Source organism: Nordella sp. HKS 07 (assembly GCF_011046735.1).
In the GTDB taxonomy this organism is placed as follows: domain Bacteria; phylum Pseudomonadota; class Alphaproteobacteria; order Rhizobiales; family Aestuariivirgaceae; genus Taklimakanibacter.
This window is the reverse complement of sequence record NZ_CP049258.1, coordinates 3,938,220-3,964,371: the sequence shown is the minus strand read 5'-3', so window position 1 is coordinate 3,964,371 and position 26,152 is coordinate 3,938,220. Positions and strand designations below refer to the sequence as shown.

31 protein-coding genes are annotated in these 26,152 nt (G+C 60.9%); 10 read left to right on the top strand and 21 right to left on the bottom strand.

Annotation, left to right across the window (positions count from 1 at the left end; all coding sequences use genetic code 11):
- Positions 1-89: 89 nt before the first annotated feature.
- Both G5V57_RS18660 and G5V57_RS18655 read right to left on the bottom strand, forming a co-directional pair.
- Entirely contained in the window at positions 90-587 is a 498-nt protein-coding gene (locus tag G5V57_RS18660) for a hypothetical protein (RefSeq protein WP_165169068.1), read from the bottom strand.
- A 146-nt stretch (positions 588-733) separates the two neighbouring features.
- Positions 734-1,165, bottom strand: coding sequence for a hypothetical protein (locus tag G5V57_RS18655; RefSeq protein ID WP_165169067.1), 432 nt, complete (start codon positions 1,163-1,165; stop codon positions 734-736).
- Positions 1,166-1,312: 147 nt separating this feature from the next.
- On the opposite strand from G5V57_RS18655, the gene G5V57_RS18650 reads away from it, so the two are divergent.
- The gene (locus G5V57_RS18650) at positions 1,313-1,942 is read left to right on the top strand and encodes a S24 family peptidase (RefSeq protein WP_165169066.1); all 630 of its coding nucleotides are present in this window, start codon (positions 1,313-1,315) and stop codon (positions 1,940-1,942) included.
- Between the two features lie 3 nt (positions 1,943-1,945).
- On the opposite strand, the gene G5V57_RS18645 is transcribed toward G5V57_RS18650, so the two are convergent.
- Positions 1,946-2,197 (bottom strand): hypothetical protein, encoded by a 252-nt coding sequence (locus tag G5V57_RS18645; protein ID WP_165169065.1) that lies wholly within the window; start codon positions 2,195-2,197, stop codon positions 1,946-1,948.
- 168 nt (positions 2,198-2,365) lie between these two features.
- On the opposite strand from G5V57_RS18645, the gene G5V57_RS18640 reads away from it, so the two are divergent.
- From G5V57_RS18640 to blaOXA, 3 genes are all read left to right on the top strand, one after another.
- Positions 2,366-2,563: a hypothetical protein gene (locus G5V57_RS18640; protein WP_165169064.1), complete on the top strand. Its 198-nt coding sequence runs from the start codon at positions 2,366-2,368 to the stop codon at positions 2,561-2,563.
- Positions 2,560-2,820, top strand: coding sequence for a hypothetical protein (locus tag G5V57_RS18635; protein WP_165169063.1), 261 nt, complete (start codon positions 2,560-2,562; stop codon positions 2,818-2,820). The genes G5V57_RS18640 and G5V57_RS18635 overlap by 4 nt, the downstream gene beginning before the upstream one ends.
- 80 nt (positions 2,821-2,900) lie before the next feature.
- Entirely contained in the window at positions 2,901-3,731 is an 831-nt protein-coding gene (blaOXA, locus tag G5V57_RS18630) for a class D beta-lactamase (protein WP_165169062.1), read from the top strand.
- Between the two features lie 21 nt (positions 3,732-3,752).
- Here blaOXA and G5V57_RS18625 read toward each other — a convergent pair whose 3' ends face one another.
- The 5 genes from G5V57_RS18625 to G5V57_RS18605 are packed head-to-tail and all read right to left on the bottom strand — an operon-like array spanning position 3,753 to position 8,611.
- On the bottom strand, positions 3,753-4,550 hold the full coding sequence (locus G5V57_RS18625) for an ABC transporter permease (protein WP_165169061.1): 798 nt from the start codon (positions 4,548-4,550) through the stop codon (positions 3,753-3,755).
- Complete coding sequence (locus G5V57_RS18620; RefSeq protein WP_165169060.1) at positions 4,547-5,419, bottom strand: ABC transporter permease; 873 nt, start codon at positions 5,417-5,419, stop codon at positions 4,547-4,549. The genes G5V57_RS18625 and G5V57_RS18620 overlap by 4 nt, the downstream gene beginning before the upstream one ends.
- A 2-nt stretch (positions 5,420-5,421) precedes the next feature.
- Positions 5,422-6,516 carry an ABC transporter ATP-binding protein gene (locus G5V57_RS18615; RefSeq protein ID WP_165169059.1) on the bottom strand — a complete coding sequence of 365 codons (1,095 nt, stop codon included), beginning with the start codon at positions 6,514-6,516 and terminating at the stop codon, positions 5,422-5,424.
- 10 nt (positions 6,517-6,526) lie between these two features.
- Positions 6,527-7,708: a PotD/PotF family extracellular solute-binding protein gene (locus G5V57_RS18610; RefSeq protein ID WP_165169058.1), complete on the bottom strand. Its 1,182-nt coding sequence runs from the start codon at positions 7,706-7,708 to the stop codon at positions 6,527-6,529.
- Between the two features lie 36 nt (positions 7,709-7,744).
- Entirely contained in the window at positions 7,745-8,611 is an 867-nt protein-coding gene (locus tag G5V57_RS18605; protein ID WP_165169057.1) for a LuxR family transcriptional regulator, read from the bottom strand.
- A 161-nt stretch (positions 8,612-8,772) separates the two neighbouring features.
- Between G5V57_RS18605 and G5V57_RS18600 the strand changes: the two genes are divergently transcribed.
- From G5V57_RS18600 to G5V57_RS18580, 5 genes are all read left to right on the top strand, one after another.
- Entirely contained in the window at positions 8,773-9,819 is a 1,047-nt protein-coding gene (locus tag G5V57_RS18600) for a zinc-dependent alcohol dehydrogenase (protein ID WP_165169056.1), read from the top strand.
- 10 nt (positions 9,820-9,829) lie between these two features.
- Positions 9,830-10,255, top strand: coding sequence for a GNAT family N-acetyltransferase (locus G5V57_RS18595; protein WP_165169055.1), 426 nt, complete (start codon positions 9,830-9,832; stop codon positions 10,253-10,255).
- A gap of 114 nt (positions 10,256-10,369) precedes the next feature.
- Complete coding sequence (locus tag G5V57_RS18590) at positions 10,370-13,354, top strand: caspase family protein (RefSeq protein WP_165169054.1); 2,985 nt, start codon at positions 10,370-10,372, stop codon at positions 13,352-13,354.
- 59 nt (positions 13,355-13,413) lie between these two features.
- Positions 13,414-14,748 (top strand): sensor histidine kinase, encoded by a 1,335-nt coding sequence (locus tag G5V57_RS18585; protein ID WP_165169053.1) that lies wholly within the window; start codon positions 13,414-13,416, stop codon positions 14,746-14,748.
- Between the two features lie 57 nt (positions 14,749-14,805).
- Entirely contained in the window at positions 14,806-15,435 is a 630-nt protein-coding gene (locus G5V57_RS18580; RefSeq protein WP_165169052.1) for a MarR family winged helix-turn-helix transcriptional regulator, read from the top strand.
- Between the two features lie 73 nt (positions 15,436-15,508).
- On the opposite strand, the gene G5V57_RS18575 is transcribed toward G5V57_RS18580, so the two are convergent.
- Positions 15,509-15,811, bottom strand: a complete 303-nt coding sequence (locus G5V57_RS18575) for a GYD domain-containing protein (protein ID WP_165169051.1) — start codon at positions 15,809-15,811, stop codon at positions 15,509-15,511.
- A gap of 20 nt (positions 15,812-15,831) precedes the next feature.
- On the bottom strand, positions 15,832-16,500 hold the full coding sequence (locus tag G5V57_RS18570; protein WP_165169050.1) for a cysteine hydrolase family protein: 669 nt from the start codon (positions 16,498-16,500) through the stop codon (positions 15,832-15,834).
- Positions 16,501-16,607: 107 nt separating this feature from the next.
- Here G5V57_RS18570 and G5V57_RS18565 point away from each other — a divergent pair, with 107 nt between their 5' ends.
- On the top strand, positions 16,608-17,525 hold the full coding sequence (locus G5V57_RS18565; RefSeq protein WP_165169049.1) for a LysR substrate-binding domain-containing protein: 918 nt from the start codon (positions 16,608-16,610) through the stop codon (positions 17,523-17,525).
- Here G5V57_RS18565 and ureG read toward each other — a convergent pair.
- The 11 genes from ureG to G5V57_RS18510 form a co-directional block, all read right to left on the bottom strand.
- On the bottom strand, positions 17,520-18,140 hold the full coding sequence (gene ureG, locus G5V57_RS18560) for an urease accessory protein UreG (RefSeq protein ID WP_165169048.1): 621 nt from the start codon (positions 18,138-18,140) through the stop codon (positions 17,520-17,522). The genes G5V57_RS18565 and ureG overlap by 6 nt on opposite strands.
- On the bottom strand, positions 18,137-18,802 hold the full coding sequence (locus G5V57_RS18555; RefSeq protein WP_246737287.1) for an urease accessory protein UreF: 666 nt from the start codon (positions 18,800-18,802) through the stop codon (positions 18,137-18,139). Before G5V57_RS18555 ends, ureG begins: the two co-directional genes overlap by 4 nt.
- Positions 18,792-19,238, bottom strand: coding sequence for an urease accessory protein UreE (locus G5V57_RS18550; RefSeq protein ID WP_165169046.1), 447 nt, complete (start codon positions 19,236-19,238; stop codon positions 18,792-18,794). The genes G5V57_RS18555 and G5V57_RS18550 overlap by 11 nt, the downstream gene beginning before the upstream one ends.
- Positions 19,239-19,240: 2 nt before the next feature.
- A complete protein-coding gene (gene ureC / locus G5V57_RS18545; RefSeq protein ID WP_165169045.1) occupies positions 19,241-20,953 on the bottom strand; it encodes an urease subunit alpha in 1,713 nt (570 codons plus the stop codon).
- On the bottom strand, positions 20,953-21,258 hold the full coding sequence (locus tag G5V57_RS18540) for an urease subunit beta (RefSeq protein ID WP_165169044.1): 306 nt from the start codon (positions 21,256-21,258) through the stop codon (positions 20,953-20,955). Before G5V57_RS18540 ends, ureC begins: the two co-directional genes overlap by 1 nt.
- A gap of 11 nt (positions 21,259-21,269) precedes the next feature.
- Positions 21,270-21,572, bottom strand: coding sequence for an urease subunit gamma (locus G5V57_RS18535; protein ID WP_165169043.1), 303 nt, complete (start codon positions 21,570-21,572; stop codon positions 21,270-21,272).
- Positions 21,573-21,589: 17 nt separating this feature from the next.
- The gene (locus tag G5V57_RS18530) at positions 21,590-22,420 is read right to left on the bottom strand and encodes an urease accessory protein UreD (RefSeq protein WP_165169042.1); all 831 of its coding nucleotides are present in this window, start codon (positions 22,418-22,420) and stop codon (positions 21,590-21,592) included.
- Positions 22,421-22,562: 142 nt separating this feature from the next.
- Entirely contained in the window at positions 22,563-23,240 is a 678-nt protein-coding gene (locus G5V57_RS18525; RefSeq protein WP_165169041.1) for a glutathione S-transferase family protein, read from the bottom strand.
- A gap of 121 nt (positions 23,241-23,361) precedes the next feature.
- Positions 23,362-23,781 (bottom strand): GNAT family acetyltransferase, encoded by a 420-nt coding sequence (locus G5V57_RS18520; protein ID WP_165169040.1) that lies wholly within the window; start codon positions 23,779-23,781, stop codon positions 23,362-23,364.
- The gene (locus G5V57_RS18515; RefSeq protein WP_165169039.1) at positions 23,778-25,193 is read right to left on the bottom strand and encodes an FAD-binding oxidoreductase; all 1,416 of its coding nucleotides are present in this window, start codon (positions 25,191-25,193) and stop codon (positions 23,778-23,780) included. The genes G5V57_RS18520 and G5V57_RS18515 overlap by 4 nt, the downstream gene beginning before the upstream one ends.
- Complete coding sequence (locus G5V57_RS18510) at positions 25,190-26,149, bottom strand: L-threonylcarbamoyladenylate synthase (protein ID WP_165169038.1); 960 nt, start codon at positions 26,147-26,149, stop codon at positions 25,190-25,192. The genes G5V57_RS18515 and G5V57_RS18510 overlap by 4 nt, the downstream gene beginning before the upstream one ends.
- Positions 26,150-26,152: the final 3 nt, after the last annotated feature.

Below are 26,152 nucleotides of genomic sequence, written 5' to 3'. Positions count from 1 at the left end.
TGGGGGTCGCAATATTATGCGCTTGCGTGGCTCCTGGAGCAAATCCGCCAATGTTGAAGACTTCGGCGATCGGGATTTGCTCCAAGATACTAATTTGGCGCGAATCCTTTTTGGCGAAGTGATTCCACTTCGCCGGGATGCGCGTTAAGTCGCGGCGATGAGACGATGCCGCGATGTTGTATCCGGCAGATGGCATTGAGGCCGGAACGCAAGAGTCCCAGCTCGCGGCTGCGCATGCGATCATTCTCCGAGATGCAGACATCCCACACGATACTGGTTGCCGAAGGTGATGTGGGATCCAGACGATCGACCTCGTGCAAAGCCTCCATATAGGCGCGTGCCTTGTCCTGGATCTTTACTGGCATGCCTTGACCATTTGAGCTTCCCTGAGCGGGAAGGAAGCCGGCCCTGCCCTGACTTGGTCGCTGGCCGCCGCTGGCTGCCAGATAAGCCCGGATTGTCTGCGCAAAATCATAGCCGGCGTCGGCCTGCGCCGCGGTGATGATATTCCAATGCAACAGACGTCCTAGAGGCGAGCCCATCGCGTCGCTTCCGGCCATTTCGAGACTGACACCGAATACGCGCATTCGCGCCTCGAGAGCCACCCGCCGCGCCTCATCCTGGCGCGCCACCTTTGTCCTGTTGCCAGAGGCGTAGCGGCGCCCCGGCTTGCGTTTGCGTCCGGCTTTCATCGGCTTTCCTTTCAAGTTCGGAAGGGACTGGGATCAATCGGCTATGGGTGCGGCCGCTTCATGCGGTAACGGCCGGAGACCGTGATGCCGGGAACAAAGGGAAGCGTCGGCAGCATTCCCTCCTCATTCGCGAGCACATTCTCGTCCTGTATCGTCCGGCGTGTCCGGCTGCGTCGCTGATCCTCATATTCCGGGTCGAGCCAGCGGCGCACCGTATCGGGATTGACGGCAAGCGCCCGGGCAATCGCCGAGAAGCGTTCTCCGCGCCGATACAGGGTGCGTACCTGGTTCACCAAGGCCGGCGTCTTGCGCCTTGAGAAGTACTGTGCCCGTGTCTTGCGGGCGGAACTGGAAAGGGTCGGGCCGGGAGCCAGCTCTGGGGAGGGTTGCGGCTCGACCGGCCCTGCCGCCGCGAGCGTTACTCGAGCGGCGGTTTTGCGATCATTCAGTGCTTCCGAAAGAAAGATGATCATGCAGGTATTTATACGCTAAAAACGTACAAATGTCAAGTTGATTGCGTACAGTATTTACGCTATAAACGTCACATGACATTCATTCACGTCACTCAGCGCTTGAAGGCGCTACGCAACCGCGCCGGCGTGAGCATGAGGGAGGCCGCAATGGCACTCGGCCTGAAAACTCCTTCCGGCTACCAGCACTATGAGGACCCGAAGAAATTCACCCGGGATTATCTGCCACCAGAAGTCATCAAGGCTCTCATCCCTTTGTTCGTGGGCCGTGCGATATCGGGTGAAGCGCCCGTGAGTGAAGAAGAGATCCTTGAGCTCGGTGACCCCTTCTATCCTCGGCCCCGCCCCCTGGAAGAACCTGTCATTGTACCCGATGGCAGCACCGGAAGCCGACGCCTGCCGATCGTTGCCGCAGCCCAAGGCGGCACAGGACATCTCATCATCGATCACACGCCCATCGATTATTTGGTGGCGCCGGACGAACTCCTACATGTCCGGGATCCCTATGGGATCCTCATCGTCGGCGAATCCATGGTTCCCGCCTACCGGCCCGGCGACATCGCTTGGGTCAACCCGCATAAGCTGCCCGAGCGCGACACGGATGTCGTGCTCTATCACGTGCCGCCCCATGGACTGGCAGAGGCGATCATCAAGACGCTCGTCAGTTGGTCGCCACGGGAGTGGAAACTGCGGCAATATCAGCCGGCGCGCGATTTTATGGAGCCGGTCGCCGATTGGCCGGTCTGCCATCGAATCGTGGGGAAAAAGAACGCGCGCTGAAATTCAGGCCGCGGCCTGATCCTCATCATCGGGCACCCGCCCCCAGCGCAGCAGCACGATCGCCTCCTCATAGTCGCCCGCCTCCGGGTCGACGCGCCGCGAAAAGGCTACCGCCCCGACCGCGCCTCCGGCCTGGCGTGAAACAAGCCGCCGTGCGTGATCGGCGTCCCTGGCTTGTATCGGCGGCAATGCGACAAGTGCCCCCCTCTTGGTTTCGAGATAAGGCTGAACGACAAAATAAGTCTGCATGCTCATTTGCTTCCTCCCAGGCGCGAGAGCCTAACCCAACATGCGCAACTCCTTAGAACATATCAAGAACTAAATTCAAGTCAGGCAGGCAGCGTTTCGCAATTTTATACGTTTTTTGCGTTGACATTTTTCACCTATAACGTATAGACAGACTGTCGTCAGGAAAGGGACGACATGATGATCTTCACCGAAGCCGAAGCCCGCCGGCGCCGCAACGCGCTTTACATAGAGGCCTATGCCAAGGCCTGGGCAGAAGCGAGCCCGGCAGAGAGGGAACTCGCCGACCTCACCATGAAGGACAGGTGGAATGATGCCGATCGGGCGCGCCATGCCGAATTGACCCGCGGACTCGCCGACACCTCCGCCCGATGATCGTCACGGCGCATATTCCGTTGCGCGAACGCGATATCGTGGTCGGCGATCTCGAAGTGCGCATCCGCCCCATTCATGACGAGGCGTTTCCGGACGACATGGCCTGCGATGTCTTCTTCATCGGAGCCGATGACAAGGCTTATGCCTTCACCGACCACCGCGCCCGCGAGGTCCTTGCCGAAATCAGGCGTGACTTTCCCGCCACCTGGCACGAGATCCGGGAAGCCGCCGAGGAGAATTACAGAGGCAGAGAGTGAACCGACAGCAAAGTTGCCTAAGATAGGTATGTTGCCCGCCCGCAAACACGATCAGACTCCGCCTGTGCTATTGGTCAAGAATGATTCGTTTCCTCACGTCTTCGCGGCTGTTCGTCATCGTTATCCTGGTTGGGATCGGATTCGTTTCTGGCGCCGCTACAGCAGAGCCGAAGCCCAGGGCCTGCACCCTGATCCTCGATGCCTCGTCCGGCAAATCTATCCATCGCGAGGGCATCTGCGCGGAACGCTTCAGTCCCGCCTCGACTTTCAAGGTTCCTCTCGCGGTCATGGGCTTCGACGCCGGCATCCTGAAAGGCACCCATGACCCGGCCTGGACCTGGCATGAAGGGATCGATGCGCCAAAGCGCGACCGCAAGACTGTCGATCCGATGGCGTGGGAGCGCGATTCCGTTCTCTGGTATTCACGCGAGGTGGCACGTCGCCTGGGCCTTGAAAAGTTCACCTCCTATGTGACGGCCCTCGATTACGGCAACAAGGATGTGTCGGGCGACCCGGGCAAGGACAATGGCCTGACCCACGCCTGGCTCGCCTCGTCGCTGGTGATCTCTCCTGACGAGCAGGCACAGTTCATCCACAGGCTTTTGTCATACGCGTTGCCTGTGGCCAAGGAAGCCCACGCCAAGACGCGCAAGATCATCCCCGGCTTCGACGCTCCGGGCGGATGGCGAGTCTATGGCAAGACCGGCAGCATCTGGCTGCGCAACAGCAAGGGCCAGTTCGACCGCACGCAGCCGATCGGCTGGTTCGTGGGCTGGGCCGAGAAGCGCGGCCAGCGCGTCGTCTTCGCCCGCCTCGAGGTCGGCAAGGATGACTCTTCACAAGGTCCCCGGGGACCTGCAGTCAGAGCGGTCTTTCTCAAGGAATTGCCCCGGCTTATGCGTCAGCAATAACGCCTGTCGAACCGCGCGACATCATGTCCGGCGCAACCGATTAGCTAGGATCACCAGCAGAATTCCGGGTATGAAAACGATTGTCGCGATCGCCGGATAAAGCGGCGATGAGCCTATGGCGATGCCCGAAAAAATAAATGTCGGCAGAGTTCGGGTCGATCCGGCAAGACTGTAGGTCAGATAGAAATTTCCCCAGCTCAGGAGGAAGGCGAATATCGCCGCCGAGAAGATGCCGGGCCACAGAAGCGGGATGGTGACATAGCGATAGACTTCGAAATTGCTGGCGCCACAGTCACGCGCCGCATCCTCGACGGTCGCATCGAAGTTGAAGACCTGCACGGCGACGATCACCATGGCGAAGGGCGTGATGTAGACAATATGGCCGATGATCGCCGTGGTGAAACCCGTTGAGAAGTCGAGCGCGCGTCCCAGAACCGAGAACCACAAGAGCAGCACGATGCCCAAAAGCAATTGTGGAAAGGCCAGGGGAACGCCGGCAAGGAGCCGGAAGGCATCCCTGCCTTTGAACCGGTAACGCACAGCGACGATTGCCGCCATCGTGCCGATCGCGGTCGCGATCACCGTGGTCGCGACCGCGATCACCGTCGAGTTCCATAGGGCATTGAGCGCGTTGGCATTGCGGAACAACTCGCCATACCAGCGTAGCGAGATGCCTTCGAAGGGCAAAGTCAGGAATCGCCCTTCCTGAAAGGAGAAGGCGATCAACGTAAAGATCGGGACATAGAAGAAGATCAGAATAGCGGCGAGACTGCCCCACAGCACGATATCGATGAACCTGCCCTCAAGCCTGGCGGTCATGCGGCAAGCCCTGCCCGTTTGAGGCCGATCAGCCGGGTGAACAACAGCACGATGAAGACCGACACGACCATCAGCACAAGGGTGAGTGCTGCGCCAAGCGGCCAGTTCACCCGGGTCTCGAAGGTCTGGCGGATGAGTTCCGCCGACATCGGCGATTTGCCGCCGCCGAGAACCTTGGGCTCGAGAAAAGCGCCGACGCTCAGCAGGAATATCAGCACGCTGCCGGCCCAGATGCCGGGCTTGCACAGAGGCAGCGTGATCTCCCAATGCGCCCTGAACTTGCCGGCGCCGGCATCATAGGCGGCCAGGATCAAAGAGCGGTCGATATTGCTGATCGAGAGATAGAGCGTGAAGATCGCGAAGGCGGACAGCGAATAAACCATGCCGAGCAAGGTCGCCCAGTCCGTATAGAGAAAGGCGACCATCTCGGGCGGCAGGCCGATGGAGCCCAAGGCATAGTTGGCCATGCCGTTCTTGTCGAGGAACAGCGCCCAGCCATAGATCTTGAGCGTCGCGTCGGTAATGAAGGCGAAGGTTATGAGCACCTTGATCTCGTTCTCCCAGCGCTTGAAGCGGGTGGCGAGCCCATAGGCGATGGGAAAAGCGATGATCAGGCATATCGCGACAGTGGCGGCCGCCATGACGATCGTATGACCGAGGATCGTCCAGTAATGCGGCTTGGAGAAGATGTCGGTCCATGTCCACAGATCCCAGCTCCATTGCAGCTGGAAGTTCCGGCTGCGTTGAAAGGTGAGCAGGAAGGTCATCACCAGAGGTGCCAAGAAACAGGTCGTCTGCAGGATCACCGTCGGAAGAGCCTTGATCAGCAACTCCGGGTCACGCCAGCTTCTCGGGACCTCCTCCGCCATGGTCAGGCCTGCGCCTCGAAAACATAGATATCCTTTTTGGTGAAGCCCAACTTGACCTTGTCGCCAATGCGCATCGGCAGCGACGACGTGCCGGGGATTTCGACGACGAGCGTCTGGCCACTCGCGGTCGAGGCGCGATACTGCACCGTGCCGCCCTTGCCGAACATCTCGGTCACTTCGGCACCGATCACGCCGTCGGCCGGCTCACCCGCTGACAGCACGCGCAGCAATTCGGGCCTCAGCATGAGAATTGCCGGTCCCTTCGCCACATTGCCGGATACAAGATTGGCCGCGATCCGGCCGTCGCCATCGGTAATATCGATGGCCTTGTAGGAGATTCCCGTCGTGGAGCGCTCCGTCACTGTGATCGGCAACAGATTGGTTTCACCGATGAAGCCCGAGACGAAGCTGCCGGCGGGGCGATAATAGATATCGGCGGGCGTGCCGAGCTGCAGGACGCCGCCGTCCCGCATGACGCAGATGCGGTCGGCGAGCATCATCGCCTCCTCGAGATCATGCGTCACATGCACGAAAGTCACGCCGACGGAGCGGTGCAGGCGCTTGAGCTCCGCCTGCAGCACCTTCTTGAGCTTCACGTCGAGGGCCGAGAGCGGTTCATCGAGCAGTAGAAGCTTCGGCTGCGAAACCATGGAGCGCGCCAGCGCCACGCGCTGCTGCTCGCCGCCCGAGAGCTGGCGTGGATAGCGCGTCAGATATTCGCCCTTGAGCTGCATCAGCTCGATCATCTGGCCGACGCGCCTTCGGATCTCGGCCGGGTCGGTCCGGCGCAGCTTCAGCGGAAAGCCGATATTCTCGGCCACCGTCATATGCGGGAAGAGCGCCAGCTTCTGGAATACCATGCTGGTCGGCCGCCTTGCCGCCGGCACACCGGCCATGTCGGCTCCGGCAATCGCGATGCGTCCGGCATCCGGCTCCTCGAAGCCGGCGATCTGTTTGAGCAAGGTCGTCTTGCCGCAGCCCGACGGGCCGACCAGGGCGATGAACTCGCCCTGGTTGACGCTCAAGGATACGCCTTTCAGCGCGGCATAGCTGCCGTAGGATTTCCGTACATCCTGGATGTCGAGAATGGCGGACATGACGATAGAGCTATTGCGCCGCCGCCAGTTCCTCCTGCCAGATAGCCAGCATCTCGTCGATATTCGGCGCGATGCGGTGCATCTGTGAGTTGTCCCAGGCCGTCCACATATAGTCGACCTGCAGAATATCGCGCTCCTCCGGCGTATAGAGTCCCTCGACCGCCTTGTTGGTCACGACGTTGCAGGTGGAATCGAGGAGCGACAGGATGTGCCCGGACTCCTTGGAGACGACATGCTTCAAGAGCTTCTGCGACAGCTCCGGCTGATCGGTATCCTTGAGGATCGCCGTCGCCTCGACCCAGATGATGCCCTGCTTCAGGCCATTCTTAGGCTCAGGCACCACCGCAATGATGTTCTTATGACCCTGCTTGCGCACGGCGGACGTCAGATATGAACCGGCGCCAATGCAGCCAAGCAGCGAGCCGTCGAGCAAGCCCTTCTGCGCCTGGGTCAGGTCGGCCACCAGCGTGCGGGTGTTCTTGAACATCGCCCGCAGCACCTTGCGCACTTCCTCGAGCGCATTCTGGTCAAGCTCCTCGTAGGGATTGATGCCGGCATGGAGCGCCATCGGCAGGATCGGCCAATCACCCCAGTCCATCACGCAGATCTTGCCCTTGTTGGCATCGTCGAAAACCGGATCATAGCTCTTCCAGATCTCCGGCTTGGTGAGGTCGGTGTTGACGCATGGTCCTACCCAGCCCCACCGCGTGGCGACGCCGATCGTCTTGCCGTCATGGATCAAAGGCTCGAAGGGCGGTTTGAACTGATCGTAAAAGGTTGCATAGACATCAGAATAGTCGTCGGGGTTGAGTTCCTGCGCCAAACCTGCAGGCCCCAGGCGGGTGATCCAGGGCATGTCGCTCGAGACGATGTCCACCTCGCGCGAGGCGCCGGCCTGCAATTTGGCAAAGCCGCCGGGACTGTCGACGATCAGGTCGAAAGCGATCTCGACGTCATTCGCCTTGTTGAACGGATCGATAATGCGGCGATCGTTGTAGCCTTCCCAACACATATAGGTCATCTGGCTTGCCGCCTGCGATGGGCGTGAGGACAGCCCGGCCATCGTAACGCCCGCGCTCGCGGCCATGCCCTTCAGCAGGCGGCGACGGGTGAGGCCCGCCTCGTCGAGGCCCGCGGCCTTGATCTGGCGTTGATAGAATTGCGGCAGATCGCTGTACCAGCTTTTCGTCATGTTTCCCTCCCAAGTGTTTTCTAGCGCGGTGGCCGATTATCGGAGAGATGGCCGCCGCTTTGTATATCCCCCAGGGAATAGGCCGGTGCTATCGCCACGGGACTGAACAAAGGCCAGATATGCGGCAAAAAGCTCGGCCTGGGTCGAGATATTGAGTTTCCGATACACGTTCTTGCGGTGGATCTTCACCGTACCCGGGCTGATATCGAGGTGATGCGCGAGAGACTGGGTAGAATGGCCTTGCAGGATCATGGTCATGATCTGCCGCTCCCGCGCCGAGAGGATGCCACCGGCAAAATCCTCGAGCGCCGAGACCGCATTGGCGCTGGCCGCGTGGTCCGCAACCAGCGTGGCCCGACTGATCCGGCTCCAATGGCGACTGCAGAAGGCGCCGATCGCCGGCCCGATGGTCTGCAGAAGTTCGAGCTCGTCGCGCGCAAATCCCGGCGAAGACCTCCAGCGGGCGACTGAGGTAACTCCGGTGACGCCGCGGCCGGCGTCGAAAACGAAGCCGACTTCCTCGCCGATGCCGGTGCGCTTGTAATGAGTGCGATAGTACTCGCTTTGGCGGAACCGGTCCGGGGCGATGTCGTGCAGGCGGAAACAGCCTTCTCGCCGCCCGTCCTCGACCAACTGATAGAAGGGATCGAGCAGATAGGGTCCGTTGATGTAATCCTCGGCGATGACCCTGTGACGCTCGCGGTCGAGCGTATCGCCCAGAAGATTTGGCTGATCGGAACCTCGATAGCCGAAGACCATGACGAAATCGGCATGAACGATGCGCTGCACCGCCCCCAGGAGGGCGGGAACAAAATTGCTGGTCTCCAGCGCCTGCGTCAGCTCGACAGCGCTGCGGCTGAAGCTGTCAAGCAGCAAATGGCGGCGTGGTGCTTGGTTTGTCACCAATCGAACCCCTCTCTGATGGCGCATTGTATTTGGCTTTCCCGACCAGAGATAGCAGTTTGGTTTTCCGCATCCCCCTATCGCTTTGGGGATATGGTCACTTGGCGGTCGGAAAATCTAGTTTGCTTCCTCACAATACACAGAGCGGAGGGGAACAGATCATGGCGAAGACGATGAAAGCGGCAGTCCTGCACAAGATCAAGGACAGACTCGCGATCGAAGATGTCGCCATCCCCGAGGCTGGCCATGGCGAAATCCTGATCAAGGTGAAGGCCTGCGGCGTGTGCCACAGTGATCTGCATGCGATCGAGGGCGACTGGTCGCCGTTGCCCAATCTGCCGCTCATTCCCGGTCATGAAGTGGCCGGTCATGTCGCCGCCCTCGGCCCGGGCGTGACGGGCTTCAAAACCGGCGATCCGGTGGGCGTGCCCTGGATGTATTCCTCCTGCGGCGCCTGCGAATTCTGTCTCGCCGGCATGGAGACGATCTGCAAATCGGGCGAGGCGACCGGCTATTCGAAGCCCGGTGGCTATGCGGAATATATGGTGGCACCCGCCGCCTATGTCGGCCGCCTGCCGGCCGATGCCGATTTCTTCGAGCTGGCGCCGATCCTTTGCGCCGGCGTCACCACCTATCGCGGCCTGAAGCGCACCGGCGCCCGGCCCGGCCAATGGGTCGCGGTGCTCGGCATTGGCGGCCTCGGCCATATCGCTGTTCAATATGCGCGCGCCATGGGATTGCGCGTGGCGGCGGTCGATGTCGCGGAGGACAAGCTCGCACTCGCCAAGTCGCTGGGCGCCGAGGTTCTGGTCAACGGAGCGCGGGAAGACGCCGTTGCCGCGATCCAGACGAAGATCGGCGGCGCCCATGCCGCGGTGGTCACCGCGGTGGCGAGCAAGGCCTTCGAGCAGGCGATCCTGATGCTCAGGCCCGCCGGCACCGTCGCCTATATCGGGCTGCCCGGCGGCAAGTCGGATGAGATCCGGACCTCGATCGCGGCGATCACCAATTGGGAATTGACCATCCGCGGCTCGAATGTCGGCACCCGCGCCGACCTCCATGAGGCGCTCGATTTCGCCGCCAATGGCCTCGTGCGCGCCAAGATCAGGACGACGTCCCTCTTCGATGTCAATGCGGTCCTCGAGGAGATGCGCCAGGGCAAGATCGTCGGCCGCGTGGTGCTTGATCTGACCCGGGGGGCGGCCTAAGCCCGTCCCCATGGACGAGATCACCAGTCATCTCTGCGCGCCGGGCGATGAAGGCCTGTTCGAGAATATCGCCGAGGACGTCTTCGACGATCCAATCGCGTGTGCCAAGCTCAGCCGATATCTGGCTCTTCCCGGGCACCATCTCTTCGCCGCCATCGAGAAGAGCGTCATCGTCGGGCAACTGACCGCCCTGTCCTATGAGCATCCGGAAAACCGTCCGGGCGACCTGTTCATCGATGAGGTGGGCGTCACCGCCTCAGCCCGTCGTCGGGGCGTTGCAACACGGCTTATGCAGGCCGCCTTCACTCTTGGCCGGCAGCTTGGCTGCGGCGAAGCCTGGCTTGGTACCGAATCGGAAAATCTCGAAGCCCGGGCCTTCTATGAGAGCTTCAGACGCAGGGCGGAGACGGCAATGCTCTACTCCTTCAAACTCTAGACACCTCGATACTGCCGTTTCGTCAAAATCCGGCCATCCGAAAGCACAAAATCAGGCTTGCGGCCGCCTTATTGGCGTGGTGTCTTGCGGCCCGATAGATCCGGGAGGCTCCTCGTGCTGCGCATTACTGCGACCGCATTCTTCATTCTCGTGACCCCACTCCACGCGCTTGCCGAAAAGCGCGTCGCGCTGGTCATGGGCGCCGACGATTACAAGACCATCCGCCCGCTCTCGAATGCGGTCAATGACGCGCTCAGCATCGAAAAGACTCTCGAGAATCTCGGCTTCGAGGTCACGCTCGAATCGAACCGCGACTTGAAGCGCATGCGCCGTGCGCTTGAGGATTTTCGCGAGGATGCGGCAGGCGCCGACGTGGCGCTGGTGTTCTTCGCCGGCCATGGCGTCGAGATCTCGGGGCAGAACTTCCTGCTTCCTACCGATGCCGCGGCGCATACGGTCGACGCGCTCAGATCCTCGGCCATGCCGCTCGATGAGATCCGCGCCGTCGTCGCCGAGATCGGTAAGGTCGGCATCATCATGCTTGATGCCTGCCGTAATGATCCCTTAGGAGGCGGAAGCGCCGACGGAACGAGCCGCGGCGCCATGGTGGTCGAGGAGCCGCAGGCGCAACTCGATGTGAGGCCGGGACTCGGCCGGATGGGCCGCGCTGAAAACGTGCTCTTCGCCTTCTCGGCTGCTCCAGGCGCCACCGCCTCCGACGGCCAGGGCCCCAACTCGCCCTTCACCACGGCGCTTGCCAAATATCTCGGCACCGACGGTCTGGAGATCCGCTCCGCCCTCACCCTTGTCCAGCAGGAAGTCTATGATCAGTCGCGCGGCAACCAACTGCCCTATATCGAGAACGGCCTGCCCAAGCTGTTCTTCGCGGCCACGACCGCCGACAAGCTCCCGGAACGCGAAAGACTGCTCCTCGCCATGGCGGACGTCACGCCGGATCTGCGCGACGAGATCGAGCGGCTGGCGCTTGAGAAGGACATGCCGCTGGCGCCGCTTTATGGCGCGCTGATCTCCTCGGACGCGAAGGACCTGACATTGGAGCAGCGTACCCGGAAGCTGGCCGATGCGGCCGATGCCTTCGTGACGACGCGCAACCAGATGCGGACGCTGTCATCGACCGATCCGGCGGTAACGAAGCTGCGGCAGGAAGCGGAACAGCAACTGGCGCTCGGTGCCTTCGACACGGCGCGCGGCAAGCTCGCGGCTGCGGCAACCATCGATTCCACCTCACGGGATGCGCTGAAGGCAAATTTCCTCGAGCGCACTTTGTCGGAAGCGACCACACATGCGATCAGCGGCGGCGCCTCGCGTGCCGATCTCAAATATGACCTCGCCATTGCCAGCTATGAACAGGCGACGGCGCTTTATGGTGAAGTCAGTCGCGAAGCATTGCCGGATGAGCAGCGTGAACAGCAGTTGCAGACACTCAATGACTTGGGCGACCTTTATGTGACCGTCGGCGATCTGGCGAAGGCCCGAAAGGCGTTCGAGGCGGGACAAGCCGCGGCGACGCACCTCGCCGATGCGCAGCCGGATGGTCGCACCTGGAGTCACCAACTCGCTCTCAGCACGCTCAAGCTGGGCGATGTCCTGCGTGACCAGGGGGATTCCAACGGCGCTCTTGCCGCCTATGAACATGGGCTCTCCTTGCGCAGGAAGCTCGCCCAGGCCCACCCCGCCGATGGCGCCGCACGCGGTCTGGAAGCTGCCGCCTATCTCAAGGTCGGCGCCCTGCATAAGCTGCAAGGCAATCCGCAAATGGCACTGGCCTCCTATGAGGCCAGCCGCGACATCGTGAAAGGCTTGGTTGCGAGCGATGCGGCCAATGACGATTGGGAGACTACGCTGGCGCGCAGTCACCGGCTCATCGGTGAGCTCCAGCAGGAAGGCAAGAAGCTCCCCGAGGCCCTCCAATCCTATCAGGCGAGTCTCGACCTTGCCCGGAAGCTGGCGGATGCCAGGCCGGACGATGCCTTGCGGCAATTCGACCTCGCAAGCGCCTATGAAGCGATGGGCGCCATACAATTCGATGAGGCCCGGGCCCACAAGCAATACAGCGAAGACGGCGCCAAACCCGCTTTGACGTCACTAGAGTCGGCAGCGGCGATCATCAAGCGCCTCATCGCGGCCGATCCCAAGAATACGGCGTGGCAGCGCGGTTTTGCCGGCGTGCTCGAAAGGATCGGCGAGACGACGTATTTCGGCGACAACCTCATAACCAAGGAGGATGCGGAGAAATCGCTCGCCGCCTACAAAGCGGCCAACGAAATTCGCCAGACACTGGTGAACGCCGATCCGACGAACAAGCTGTGGGTCGCGGATCTGGTCACCTCCTATGAAAGGATGGCCACCTGGTACGAGTTCGTTCCCGACGACGTGACGGCCATTGGCTACAGCAAGAAAGCTCACGAGGCAGTGCTCAAGCTCGCGAGCCTCGATCCCGAGAACGTCGAGTGGCAACGCAACGCTACCCTCTATCATACCAAGCTTGCGGGATCCTACGTCCAGCTCAAGGACTATGCGAACGCGCTGACCTATGATCAAGCCGGCCTGGATTATGCGATCAAAGTGGCCGAGGCGCATCCGGACAAGCAGGTCTATCAGAGTGACGTCATCGTCTTCCATGGCCGCGTGGCATTTGACAAAAGCAAGCTGAATGACTGGCAGGGCTTCTTCGCGCAGAACGATTTGAAACTCGAGGCGGCAAAGGCATTCAATAAGCGTTTCCCGGACAACACCAACAGCCTGCGCGACCTGCATCAAGCGTATATGGATGTCGCCAACTCCTATACGAAGAACTTCCCACAGGATGCGTTGAAGCTGTTCGAGGCGGCAAAGAAGCAGGCGGTAAAGGCGTCCGGCCTCGAGCCCGAGAATCCTGAGTTCCTCTATGACATCTACAAGGCAGAGATAAACAGCGGTTATGTCCTCGAGGAACAAGGCGACAGAAAAGGCGCAAAGGAGGCTTATGAAGCCGCCCTTGCGATGATCGAAAGGGCTGTGGCGTTGAAGCCGAACGAGGTCACCTACACGGCCAGCAGGGATCACGCATTGGCCCGGATCGGCGGTGTTCGCGACTGAGCTTCGGACATAGCGCTTCTCTGCCGTCGTGATATGGTTCCCTCAGCAGGGAGAGAGCGGTGTGGATTGACAGACGGCTGCCGTCGCTGAGGCAGCGTCCGGGCTATGGTTTCACGGCGGCAGCGGCATTCGTCGTGATCGCTGCTGGCATTCGTCTGGCGCTGCCCGGCATGCCGCCATTTCTCACGCTCTACCCGGCCGTTCTGCTGAGCGCCTTTGTCGGGGGACGGCGAGCCGGAATTGCCGCCCTGATCGCTTGCACCGCTCTTGCTGTCTATTTCATAAGTACCTCGGAGACCGCGCCGCACTCACTCCTATGGGACATCGCCGCGGTGATCGGCTTCGTCATTGTCTGCAGCCTGATCCTCTTCGTCGTAAACCTGCTTGATAAATCAGTACAGCGACTCGAGCGCGAACGGCGAACCTTGCAGCTCGAGCGGCGGCGTCTCGAGCTCGCGTTCAAGGCTGCCGATATGGCGAGCTGGGAGATCGCCCCCGATGGGCGATTGACCTGGGACGACAATTTCTATCGCCTGATCGGCCTCGATCCGGCCAATGACGCGCCATCGGCCGAGCGCTTCCTGTCTATGGTGCATCCGGAAGACCGTATACGCATGAGCGAAGCGCGCAAACGCATGAAGGATGGCGAGCCGCCGCCGCCGCGTGATGAATATCGCTTCTATCGCCCCGATGGAAAAATGATCTGGCTGGAGAACCACCGCGTCTCGGTGGACCAGGACGGCCGGCACTTTATCGGCATTACCCAGGACACCACGCGCAGAAAAAAGGCCGAGGCGCGCATCACAATGCTGATGCGGGAACTCTCGCATCGGGTGAAGAATCAATATGCCGTCATCCTCGCCGTGATCCGCGAGACCAGCAAGCAAGCTCAGTCGCGCGACGAATTTGACGCACTGATCCAGTCGCGGATCACCGCGCTATCGCGCTCGCACGATCTGCTCGTCCACGGCGAGGAGGACGGCGCCGATCTGCAGGAACTTCTGATCGCCCATCTCGACAACTTTGGCGTGCGGGACAGGCTCAGCACGCATGGGCCGCAAGTGCGGCTATCGTCGACGGCGGCACAGTATCTCGGCATGGCCTTTCATGAACTCGCGACGAATGCCACCAAGCATGGATCCTTCTCGCTGCCGCATGGCCAGGTCAGCGTGACGTGGCGGCTCGATGGTGAGCCTGGCGCGCAGCGGTTCAGCTTGCGTTGGGAGGAAACCGGCGGCCCCAGAGTCGACAACGCTGTGTCCAGGGGCTTCGGCACCAGGGTGCTCGAACAGCTCACCCCGTCAGCGCTTCGTGGCGAGGCCTCCATCAAGCGCAATGTTTCGGGCTTGATCTGGGACCTGACGGCACCCTATTCCGGTCTTGGGATGGATTGACCAGACACTCAGATTGGGTCCCGCTGGATTAACCTTCAAAGCGGACAGCGACAATCATTGAAACAGGAAAGTATTCGCGCACTTCGCCCCGAAGCCAGCGATTCCCGCCACTTGTCCGAATACCGCATGGTTAATTGCATTTATCCAATTTTCCGCTTTGCCCTTTCGAAGCATTATAACCTCGCGCGGTACATGCTGTTGCGAAAGGAACACAGACGAATGAACTCATCTGCCGCGGTCAATAGCGATTATGACGAGATCGATCTCGTTCACAAAAACATGCATTTTTCTCAGATGCTACAATCAGTTGAGATATTGCACCGGCGCTATCCGGATGACCGCCGAAACAATGCCTTGAACGCCGAACAGGCACTGATCCTTTGTCATGCCAGCGAAAAGCCCGTATCTCTCGGGCAGCTTCAGGCGCTAGGACAGTTTGAAGGAACGAACCTTAGCCGCAACATCACAAAGCTGACCGAAGGCGGGTATGTCAAACTATCCAGACCGCAATGGGACAAGAGATCGAGTCTCATCGAGTTGACCGAACAAGGCCGCCAGGTATCTCAAGTCATACTCTGCGCTCTCGACATCCATGCCGACTCGCTCTCCGGGAATGGAATCACAACGCAAGAGCTTGCCCTGCTTACACAGGCACTCAAGGACACTCACCACCTTTGGTCGAATTGAAGGCGGCGTGTATGGTCTTCATTCTTGCCGGCGGGAGATGACGAGGCAGTCGGGCGCCTGCACCTCCGCCCTCCTATTTGCCGAGCTTGAGTTTGTCGACGATACCCGACCATTCGGACGCGTCGAAGGCCGGGAGAATCAGCGGTTCGACATGGCCATCACGCCGCGCAGTCATCACATATTGCATCATGCTGGCCTCGTCGGGCATCTCGAAGACCTGCACGAAGTCATAAGTCCCCATCGTGGCATAGAGGCAGATGCTACGGCCGCCGAGGGCTTCGACGCGCTCCTTGCTGATGCGCCCGCGCTCAGGTGAATTACCAAGCTCATCGAGGCCCTTCTGGGTGAGCCGCATGAGGGAAATGAAATAAGGCATGGACTTCTCTCGTTGCCGCCTCAGCGGCGTACGCCCTTCAGACCGGTGATGACATCCTCAGTCTTGGCGACGACGCCAAAAATGCCGTCCTCCACAGTGACCATATGGACCGCCGCTTCATGGGCATAGGCATCGCCGCTGGCGCAGGCGTCCTCGATCAGCAGATTCTGGAAATTGCGATCCTGCGCCTCGCGCAGTGTCGTATGCACGCAGACATCGGTGGTGCAGCCGGTGAACAGTAAATGGGTGATGCCGCGGGCACGCAGCACGTGCTCGAGATCGGTGTAAGTGAACGCGCCGTTGGCCGTCTTGTCGACGATGATGTCTGCGGATTGAACGTCGATCTCGGGGACGATTTCGTAGCCGGGCGATGACCGCAGCAGAACCTGCGTGTTGTCGATTCCGGCGCGCTGCCGGCGCCACACTTCATAAGGCGTCATGTCGGCCCGATCGGCACGGTAGCCTTGGCGTGTATGCACGATGGTGCAACCCGCTTCGCGCGCCGCGGCGATGAGAGCGTTCACATTGGGGATGATCGCGCGCAACGGCGAGGGATCGTAACCCTTGCGGGCGAAATAACCATCGGCTGAGAGGAAGTCGATCTGCAGATCGATGACCAGCAAGGCGGTAACGGCGGGGTCGAGATTGCCGTCATACGGATAATTGAAGGGTCTGGCGTTGATGGACATGGTTCATCCCTGAAGTGACGGGACGAGAGCTTAAGGAGGGGTCAACGTGTTGACAAACTATTTGATTTGCTGAATTTCTATTTAGAATGACTAAACAGACATATCCCATGAACAGGCTTGAGCTCGGCTATTTGCGGGCTTTCGAAGCGGTCGCACGCCTTGGCCATGTCGGCGCGGCGGCGCTCGAACTCAACCTCACGCCCGGGGCCGTCAGCCAACAGCTCCGCAAGCTGCAATCCTCGCTCGCCGTCGACCTGTTCGAGCGCGACGGGCGACGCATCAGGCTTACGGCGCGTGGGAATGAACTGCGTCGGACCGTTACCGCCGCGCTCGACGATATCGGCAGCTGCGTGAGCGAGCTTGCGGCGCATCCGGACCTGAAAGAGGCTGACAGCCTTCGCCTGTCCGTGCCCCCGGCGCTCGGCGTCGCATGGCTGTCCTCGTTGATGTTCGAGTTCTGCCAGAGCTTCGGGCTCTCGTCCTTCAAGATGACGGCGGCGCTGGACATGGCGCAGGTGGATTGGCGGCAGACCGATGTCGCCATCGTCTATGGCACGCCGCCCAAGGAGGGTTTTGGCTGGCGCCTGATCGCCACGGTCAAATTGCGGCCGCTCTGCAGCCCGGCGCTCCTCAATTCCGCCGACGGTCTGCGCTCCCTCGCCGACATCACCGACCAATGGTTGCTGCACGAGGATGACGGCACTGAGTGGCGGCGCTGGCTGTCGGCCGCCAGGATCCGCCGCGCTCCCAGGCATAACGCCTATTTCGGCACTTTGATGATGGCGATCGCGGCAGCCTTGGAGGGCAAGGGCCTCGCCCTCGTCAGCGATCTCCTGGCGCAGGATTATCTGAAGTCGGGGCGCCTCGTGCGCCCCTACAGCATCGGCATCGAGGCGGCACGCAGCTATTACTGCATCTGCCCGGAAGCCCGCGCAGGTGAACCGCTGATCGAGCGGTTCATGGATTGGATCACCTCGACCAGCCAGGTGGAATTCGCCCTTCGCGGTCAGTCACAGGATTCATGACAGCGTCATGCCGCCCAACTCTTCGATTGTCCTCACAATCTCAATCACACCCTTGTGGCGCAGGAGATCGGTAAAGACATAGGGCCGCTCACCACGCACGCGTCGCGTATCCGCCGCCATGATCTCGAGATCGGCTCCGACATGCGGAGCGAGATCCATCTTGTTGATGACGAGGAGATCCGAGCGGGTGATAGCCGGCCCACCCTTGCGCGGGATCTTCTCGCCCTGGCACACGCTGATGACGTAGAGCGTCAGATCGGCGAGCTCGGGCGAGAAAGTCGCCGCCAGATTGTCCCCGCCAGATTCTATGAAGATAACATCGAGATCGGGATGCCGGCGATTGAGCTCGGCGATCGCCCCGAGATTGATTGAAGCATCCTCACGGATCGCTGTATGTGGACATCCGCCGGTCTCGACCCCCATGATGCGATCCTCCGGCAGCGCCTGCAGCCGGTTGAGGATCAACGCATCTTCCTTGGTGTATATGTCGTTGGTGACGACGGCGATCGACCAGCGCGCGCGCATCGCCTTGCAGAGCTTTTCCGTCAATGTCGTCTTACCAGAGCCGACAGGGCCGCCGATACCGACGCGCAAAGGTCCGTGCATCCGACTCATGAGCGAAACACCCTGACGGGCAGAATTTCATGCCGCATCGAGGCCATGTCGACGGCGAAGGTGGCGCTGCCGAGATCGGCCAGCGAGGACCTGGCCGCCTTACCTGCAACAGCTACGATCAGGTCTTCCAGACCTGCCATGATCAACGTTCCCTCCGTTTGACCGAGCGGAATGAGGCGCACTCCGGCCGAGATGAGATTGCCTGCACAGGCCTGGAGATGCGCTGTGCAGGCATTTTCCAAGCTTGCCTTCAGGCGTGCCGCGACGCCCCCAACTGCCACCGGGTAGGGCATCTGCGAGCAGTCGCCAGGCGTATTACCCCAGGCCCGCGCCGCCTTGAGGAATGAACGTCCTTGCTCCATGGTTTCCAAATGACGCTCTGCGCTGACCGCCATCGCCTCGCCCCACTGCGCGACCTGACGCAACCGCCGCAAGTCGCCGTCAACGGTCGCGTGCCAGGCTTCAGCGAGCAGCACGGCGTCATTCCAAAGGCTGCCATGCGAGATCATATCCTCGATCCACTCTGCGAGGTCATTCCGCGAAGCGATGATGCCCTGATGAACAGCCTGTTCCAGGCCGTGCGAATAGCTGAAGGCTCCGATCGGAAATGAAGGCGACAGCCACGTCATCAGCCGCACCAAAGTCAGGGTTTCAGTGCTCATGACCATGATGCGCCAAATAGGCACCGCCTTCCGGACTGAACGGCTCCCGCACACGCGTCACCCTGGCGCCCTGATGCTCCAGCATATGGGCGACCACAGGATCGTGGCGGATGAGAATGCGATCCGCCTCGATCTGCGCGGCGAGGTGCCGGTTTCCCAGATGCCAGGCGAGGGTGGTCAGATGCCAAGGGTCACGGCCGCGAATCTCGGCAAGCTCTTCGCTCTTGACCCGGACTTCGACCAGACGTCCGTCTTCGAGAACCACCGCATCGCCTTCCCGCAAATAGGGTGGCGCCGCGAGATCGAGAAGGAAACTCAAGCCGCCGTCGCTCTTCATGGCAATACGGCGCCGGCAGCGATCATCAAAATCGAGCGTGATACGATCGGACGGCGGGCCCGCCCATGTTCCGTGTCTTTGGATCTCCAGCGCACGCATGGTCAGAACAGGAAGTAGCGTTGCGTCATAGGCAGCACCTGCGCCGGCTCGCAGGTCAGCAACTCGCCGTCGGCACGCACTTCATAAGTCTCGGGATCGACTTCGATCCGGGGAGTGACCGCATTGTGAATCATCGCGGATTTGCCTAGCCCGTACCGCGTGTTGTCAACCGCGATCAGCTTCTTCGCCAAGCCATAGCGTTCACCGACACTTTGGCCCAGCGCCGCCTTCGAGACGAAGTTCACCGCGCTCCTCGCCGCCGCCCTGCCGAAACTCCCGAACATAGGGCGATAATGCACCGGCTGCGGCGTGGGTATGGATGCGTTGGGATCCCCCATGGGCGCGGCGGCGATCATGCCGCCGACGAGCACCAAGTCCGGCTTGACCCCAAAAAAGGGAGGCGACCACAAGACAAGGTCGGCACGTTTGCCCGCCTCGATGGAACCCACATGCCGGGCGATCCCATGCGCGATCGCCGGATTGATCGTGTATTTTGCGATATAGCGCCTGACTCGGTAATTGTCGTTATCGCCGTTCTCATCGGCCAGACGGCCGCGCTGGACGCGCATTTTGTGCGCGGTCTGCCAGGTTCGGATGATAACCTCGCCGACCCTCCCCATAGCCTGGCTGTCGGAGGAGATGATCGAAAAAGCGCCCATGTCATGCAGAATGTCTTCCGCCGCGATCGTCTCTTTACGGATACGGCTTTCAGCGAAAGCGATGTCTTCAGAGATGCGCGCATCGAGGTGATGGCAGACCATCAGCATATCGAGATGCTCGGCGACCGTGTTGACCGTGTAAGGCCTGGTCGGATTGGTCGAGGATGGAATGACATTGGCAAGGCCGCAGAGCTTGATGATATCGGGCGCATGACCGCCACCGGCGCCTTCCGTGTGAAAAGCGTGAATGGTGCGACCGTCGATGGCGGCAATGGTGTCCTCGACAAAGCCCGACTCATTGAGCGTGTCGGTGTGGATCATAACCTGGACATCGTGCTCATCGGCAACCGTGAGGCAGCAATCGATCGCCGCCGGCGTTGTGCCCCAGTCCTCGTGCAGCTTGAGCGCGCAGGCGCCGGCCGAGATCATTTCGACGAGTGCTCCGGGCATCGATGCATTGCCTTTGGCGGAGATGCCGATATTCATCGGCGAGCCGTCCACCGCCTGGAGCATCCGCTCGATATGCCAAGCGCCTGGCGTGCAGGTGGTTGCCAGCGTGCCATGTGCCGGCCCCGTGCCGCCCCCCAGCATCGTGGTGATCCCCGACATCAGTGCTTCCTCAATCTGCTGCGGGCAGATGAAATGGATATGCGCATCCATGCCACCCGCGGTGAGAATGCGTCCCTCGCCCGCGATCACCTCGGTTCCCGGCCCGATAACAATATCAACATTCGGCTGCGTATCGGGATTGCCGGACTTGCCGATCCCACTTATGCGACCATCGCTCAAGCCTACATCGGCTTTGACGATGCCCCAATGGTCGACAACGAGAGCATTGGTGATCACCGTGTCGACGGCGCCTTCTCTGCGCGTCTGCTGACTTTGGCCCATACCGTCGCGAATGACCTTGCCGCCGCCGAATTTCACCTCTTCGCCATAATAGGTGAAATCTTTCTCCACCTCGATGATGAGATCTGTATCGGCCAGTCGCACGCGGTCGCCAGTGGTCGGACCGTACATCTGCGCATAGGATGATCGGGAAATGCGCGCCGGCATCAGAGAGCTCCCATTATTTTCTGACGAAATCCGAATATGCGGCGCGCACCCGTTATCGGGACCAGAGGCACGTCACGTGTCTGGCCAGGCTCGAAGCGTATCGCGGTACCGGCTGGAATATCGAGGCGGCGGCCATAGGCCTTGTCCCGATCGAAGACGAGACCCGGATTGACCTCATGGAAATGATAGTGCGAGCCGACTTGAACCGGCCGATCGCCGCTATTGGCCACCCTGATCATCACTATGGCGGATCCTGCATTGAGCTCGATATCGCCGGTCGCGGTGAAGATTTCGCCTGGTATCATTGTCTCCCCCTTCATCGGATCGGCTGATGCACGGTGACGAGCTTGGTACCATCCGGAAAGGTCGCCTCTATCTGCACATCGGCGATCATCTCCGCCACCCCTCCCATCACCTGTTCGCGGGTGATGATGTGAGCGCCGGCATCCATCAGATCGGCAACACTGCGACCATCACGCGCGCCTTCGACTACGAAATCCGTGATGAGGGCCACGGCCTCGGGATGATTGAGCTTCACGCCGCGCTCGAGACGACGGCGGGCAACGGACGCCGCCATGGCAATCAAAAGCTTGTCCTTCTCGCGTGGCGTCAACTGCACGACCGCCTCTTTTGTGATCAAACCGCCCAAACTTTCGGCAATGCATTTCCATTCGACAGTTTTTCGGCCAAAGGAATAAGCACTCTCCGAAGATCCTGAGCCCCAGTCGCAGTCATCCTAGCAAGAAGCTTGCCAGCAAAGGCTGAGCATGCGATATCGGGAAACTCCTCGCGTATCAGGCTCAGATACCGCTCCGCATTGGGCGCGATGAGCGCAACGGTCGCCAAGGCACGATCCCCCTTTGCGACCGCGCGACGCCGCAAACGATTGTCCACATCATTCCCCGTGAATCTCACCGCATCCGCAAACACGAGCTGTCCTCCACGGCGGACCGTCCAGCGATCCTTGACATCCGCCTGGTTCACGATCTCGCCCATTGCGGTCCGCCCGAAGACAAAAGCTTCGACGATGAGGAGGCTCGCGCTGGGCGCCAGATCAGCATCGAAGCTGCGTTCCAGCGCGCAGCCGTCGAACAGGATCGTCTCCTGCGGCAGCCAGTCCAGCCGTGCATTATCGCCGACGCTGATCCTGACCGACAGCCGCGCCGGTTCGCTGTCCCGCGACCGATAAATGCGTTCGCAGGCCTGGCTCGTGCAGACGAGTTTCGTTGCGGTGCCGGCATGCAGTATCCAGTACAGGCGATCGCCTCCGGTCAGCCCTCCGGCGGTATTGATCAGAACCGCTTCGCAAACGGTTTTGTCCGAGGGCGACGGAAACCGGATCTTGGCTGCACCCGACTGATAGAGCCGATCAATGACCGATCCGCGCGCGGCACGCTTGACCGCGAGCCTGCCTTCGGCCTCGACGCGCTGAAGCCTCGCGGACGCTGTGCCTGATGAACGTTCCACCGGTCCAAACTATCGAAGCGGAGCAAAATCGCAAGCACCTATCGAACGAGGCCGCGCTTGCTCAATACAATCGCGTCGCGGATAAATGTCCGAGTGCGGATTGAGCATGGACTCACTGAGGCGCCGCGCACGCAATGTGCGGTCAGGCGATGACGCCGCCGGGTTTCCTTTTTATCATCTCTGCATAGGCCTCTGCCATCCGCTCGGTCTCCGCGAGATAGGGGATCGTGCTCTGGCGTGATCGAACGAGGCCGTACAGCTTGGCGATCGCAGGAAACTCATTGCACACATAGTCGCGGTCGAGATACGCGATCCAGAAGCTCAAATAGAAATCTGCAAGAGAGAACCGGGTTCCCAGGACATAGGGCCCCCTCTTCGCCAGCCTCGTATCCATCACGCTCAAACGGCCAAGCACAAGCGATTTTGCCAGGTCCCGAACGCCGGCATTGTCCTCCGCCCTCAGCGAGAAACGGTGCGGAAAGTGGAAGCGTTTCATCTCAGGCTGTATTTCGCCGGCAATATGGAGAACCGTCGACAGAAAAAGCCCCCTGTCCGGATCGGTCAAGGGAGGGGAAATATCCTTGAGCTGATGCCGGTCGGCCAGGTAGAGCATCAACGCGGCCACTTCGTAGAGCGCGTCGCCTTCGGGGGTGATCAGCACGGGCACCAAGCCCGCCGGATTAATGGCAAGGAAATCCGCCGAGCGGTGCTCGCCCTTCAGTATGTCTATCTTTCTGAGCTCGTAGTCTATTTTCCCTTCTTCCAGCACCCATTGAACGAGCGGTGCGCGGGTGAAGTCTCCTCCATAGAGAATGTACATCGGCTTTCCCCGTCGTGAGTTGCACGTTTGCACAGTCTTGGCTTGAATCCCGAACGCATATAATGGCAGACAGGCCGCCCCGCGCCCCTACCATACCATATGCCGTTGCGGATTGGAGATCTTAACGATCGAGGTCGCGCTTACCCATCACGATGACATCGCGCATGTCATAACCAAGCGCCGCATAGAAGTCCCGCACGGCAGCGTTCTCGGTGCGGATCATCAGATTGACCGACCAGACGCCGCGTTCCTTGAGCCAGGTCTCGGCTGCGGAGACCGTCGCGCGGCCCAGACCCTTTCCCTGACGCGCAGGCGCCACCGACAGGTAATAGAACCAGCCGCGATGGCCGTCATGGCCCACCAGAATCGAGGATACAATCTCACCGGCTTCAATGCCGATGAGAATTTCGGAATTCGCCTTGCCGCGCGCAAAATCGATATCGCGGCGCGCATCGTTCCAGGGTCGGACCAGATCGCAGGCCTTCCACAGCTCGACAAGCCTCTCGACCTCGCCGTCTTCGATCGGACGGAAGGCGATCACGGCGGCAGCACCTTGTTCGGATTGAGAATGCCCTTGGGATCGAAGATCTTCTTCACGTCGCGCATCATCTGAAGTTCGACAGGCGATTTGATCTTGCTCATCATGTCGCGCTTCAGCCGGCCAATGCCATGCTCGGCGCTGATCGAGCCACCATGCTTCAGCACGACGTCGAAGACGACGTCGTTCATCGCCTGCCACTGGGCGAGGAACGCGGCCTTGTCCATGCCGACCGGTTGACTCACATTGAAATGCAGATTGCCGTCGCCGACATGGCCGAAAGGCATGGGCCGCGCCCCAGGCATGAAGGCGCGGATCGCCGCAAGCCCCGCTTCCACGAAGTCGGGCAGCTCGGAAATCGGCAGCGATATGTCGTGCTTGATCGAGCCGCCCTCGCGCTTCTGCACTTCGACGATGGCTTTGCGGATGAACCAGAGATCCTTGCGCTGCGTCTCCGACTGGGCGATCGTCGCATCCTTCACGATGCCCTGTTCCGCCGCTTCGCCAAGGATATCCGTCAGCAGCGTGGCGAGATCGCCCGCCCCCGACAGTTCGATCAGCACATACCAGGGCGAGGCCTCGCCGAACGGATCGCGCACCTCGAAATGCTTGATGGTGAACTCGAAGCCGTTGCGCGGGAACAGCTCGATCGCGGTCACCCGGCCGCCGCTTCTTTGCCGCGCCAACGCCAGCAGATCGAGCGCCGCCTTGACCGATGGCAATGCCACAAAGGCGGTGGCGTGGTCGCTCGGCAGCGGGAACAGCTTCATCACCGCGCCGGTGATCACGCCCAGTGTGCCTTCGGCGCCGATAAAAAGGTTCTTCAGATCATAACCGGTATTGTCCTTGCGCAGACCGCGCAGGCCGTTCCAGATGCGGCCGTCGGCGAGAACGACTTCGAGCCCCAGGCACAGGTCGCGGGTATTGCCATAGGCGAGGACACCGAGGCCGCCGGCATTGGTCGAGAGATTCCCGCCGATCCGGCAGGATCCTTCCGATTCCAGGCTCAACGGAAAGAAACGTCCGGCCTTTTCCGCCTCGCCCTGGACCGTCTGAAGCGTCACACCGGCATCGACGGTAATGCTGTTGTTGAGCGGATCGACATTGCGGATGCGCGTCATGCGGTCGAGCGACAGCAGCACCTCATCGCCGGTCTCGAAGGGAATCTGCCCGCCGACGAGGCCGGTATTGCCGCTCTGCGGTACGATTGCGGTGTCCGTCTCATTGGCGATCGCCAATATCCTGGAGACTTCCTCAGTCGAGGCAGGCCGCAGCACTAAGGGCGACTTGCCGATCCAGATCTCGCGCCATTCCGTCATATAGGCGGCCATCGCGGCGGGATCGGTGATGGCATATTTGTCGCCGACCACTGCCGCAAGGCGGGCCAGCGTTTCGAGGGAGGGTTTCGTCGTCATTCGCTCTCCGCTGGGCGAGGTGCCGCCGCGCGGCTCAGCCGATCATTCATCGCCTCACCCAGCCCGTGGCGAGGTATGGGCGCCACGGCGATAGCGGCAACACCGGTCGCGTCGATTTCATGAAGCAGGCGAAAGAGATTGGCGGCCGCTTCCAGCAGATCGCCGGAAGGGGAAAGATTGTAGCGAGCATCCGGAGCCTCGCCGAAGGCGAGATAAGCCTCTCCCTCCCGTGCGGCCTTCGCATCGAGCCGAATATGGGCCTTCGGGGCATAGTGGCTTTCCAACTGGCCGGGAGCCGAAGGGGCCTTAGAATCTCCGCCCGAGACAAGCTTGTGGCCGAGCGCGCGCTCGATTTCCTCGCGGGCCAGGCCTCCCGGACGCAACAGGCTCGGCCGTCCGTCAAGGAAGCCGATGATGGTCGATTCGAGCCCGATGGCCGAAGGTCCACCATCGAGGATCACGCTGACCTTGTCGCCGAGCCCGGCGTGCACATGCGCAGCCGTAGTCGGGCTGATGCGGCCCGAGGGATTGGCGCTGGGCGCCACCACCGGCCGGCGCACCGCCTTGAGCAAAGCTTGCGCCACGGGATGCTTCGGCACCCTGATGGCAAGACTGCCTAGGCCCGCCGAAGCGAGCAACGATACGGGGCAGCCTTGACGGCGCGGCACGACCAGGGTCAGCGGTCCCGGCCAGAACAGCTGGCCGAGCTCGCTCGCCTCGGCATTGAACTCGCCCAGCGCCGCGGCCTCCTCAAGCGACGATACATGCACGATCAACGGGTTGAAGGCCGGCCGGCCCTTGGCGGCGAAGACCTGGGCGACGGCCTTGTCCTGCGTCGCATCGGCACCGAGCCCATAGACGGTCTCGGTCGGGAAGGCGACAAGCTTGCCTTCGATCAAAGCCTCGGCGGCCAAGGTGACGGATTGGGTCAGAGGAGTTTCCCGGTTGCAATTCAAGGA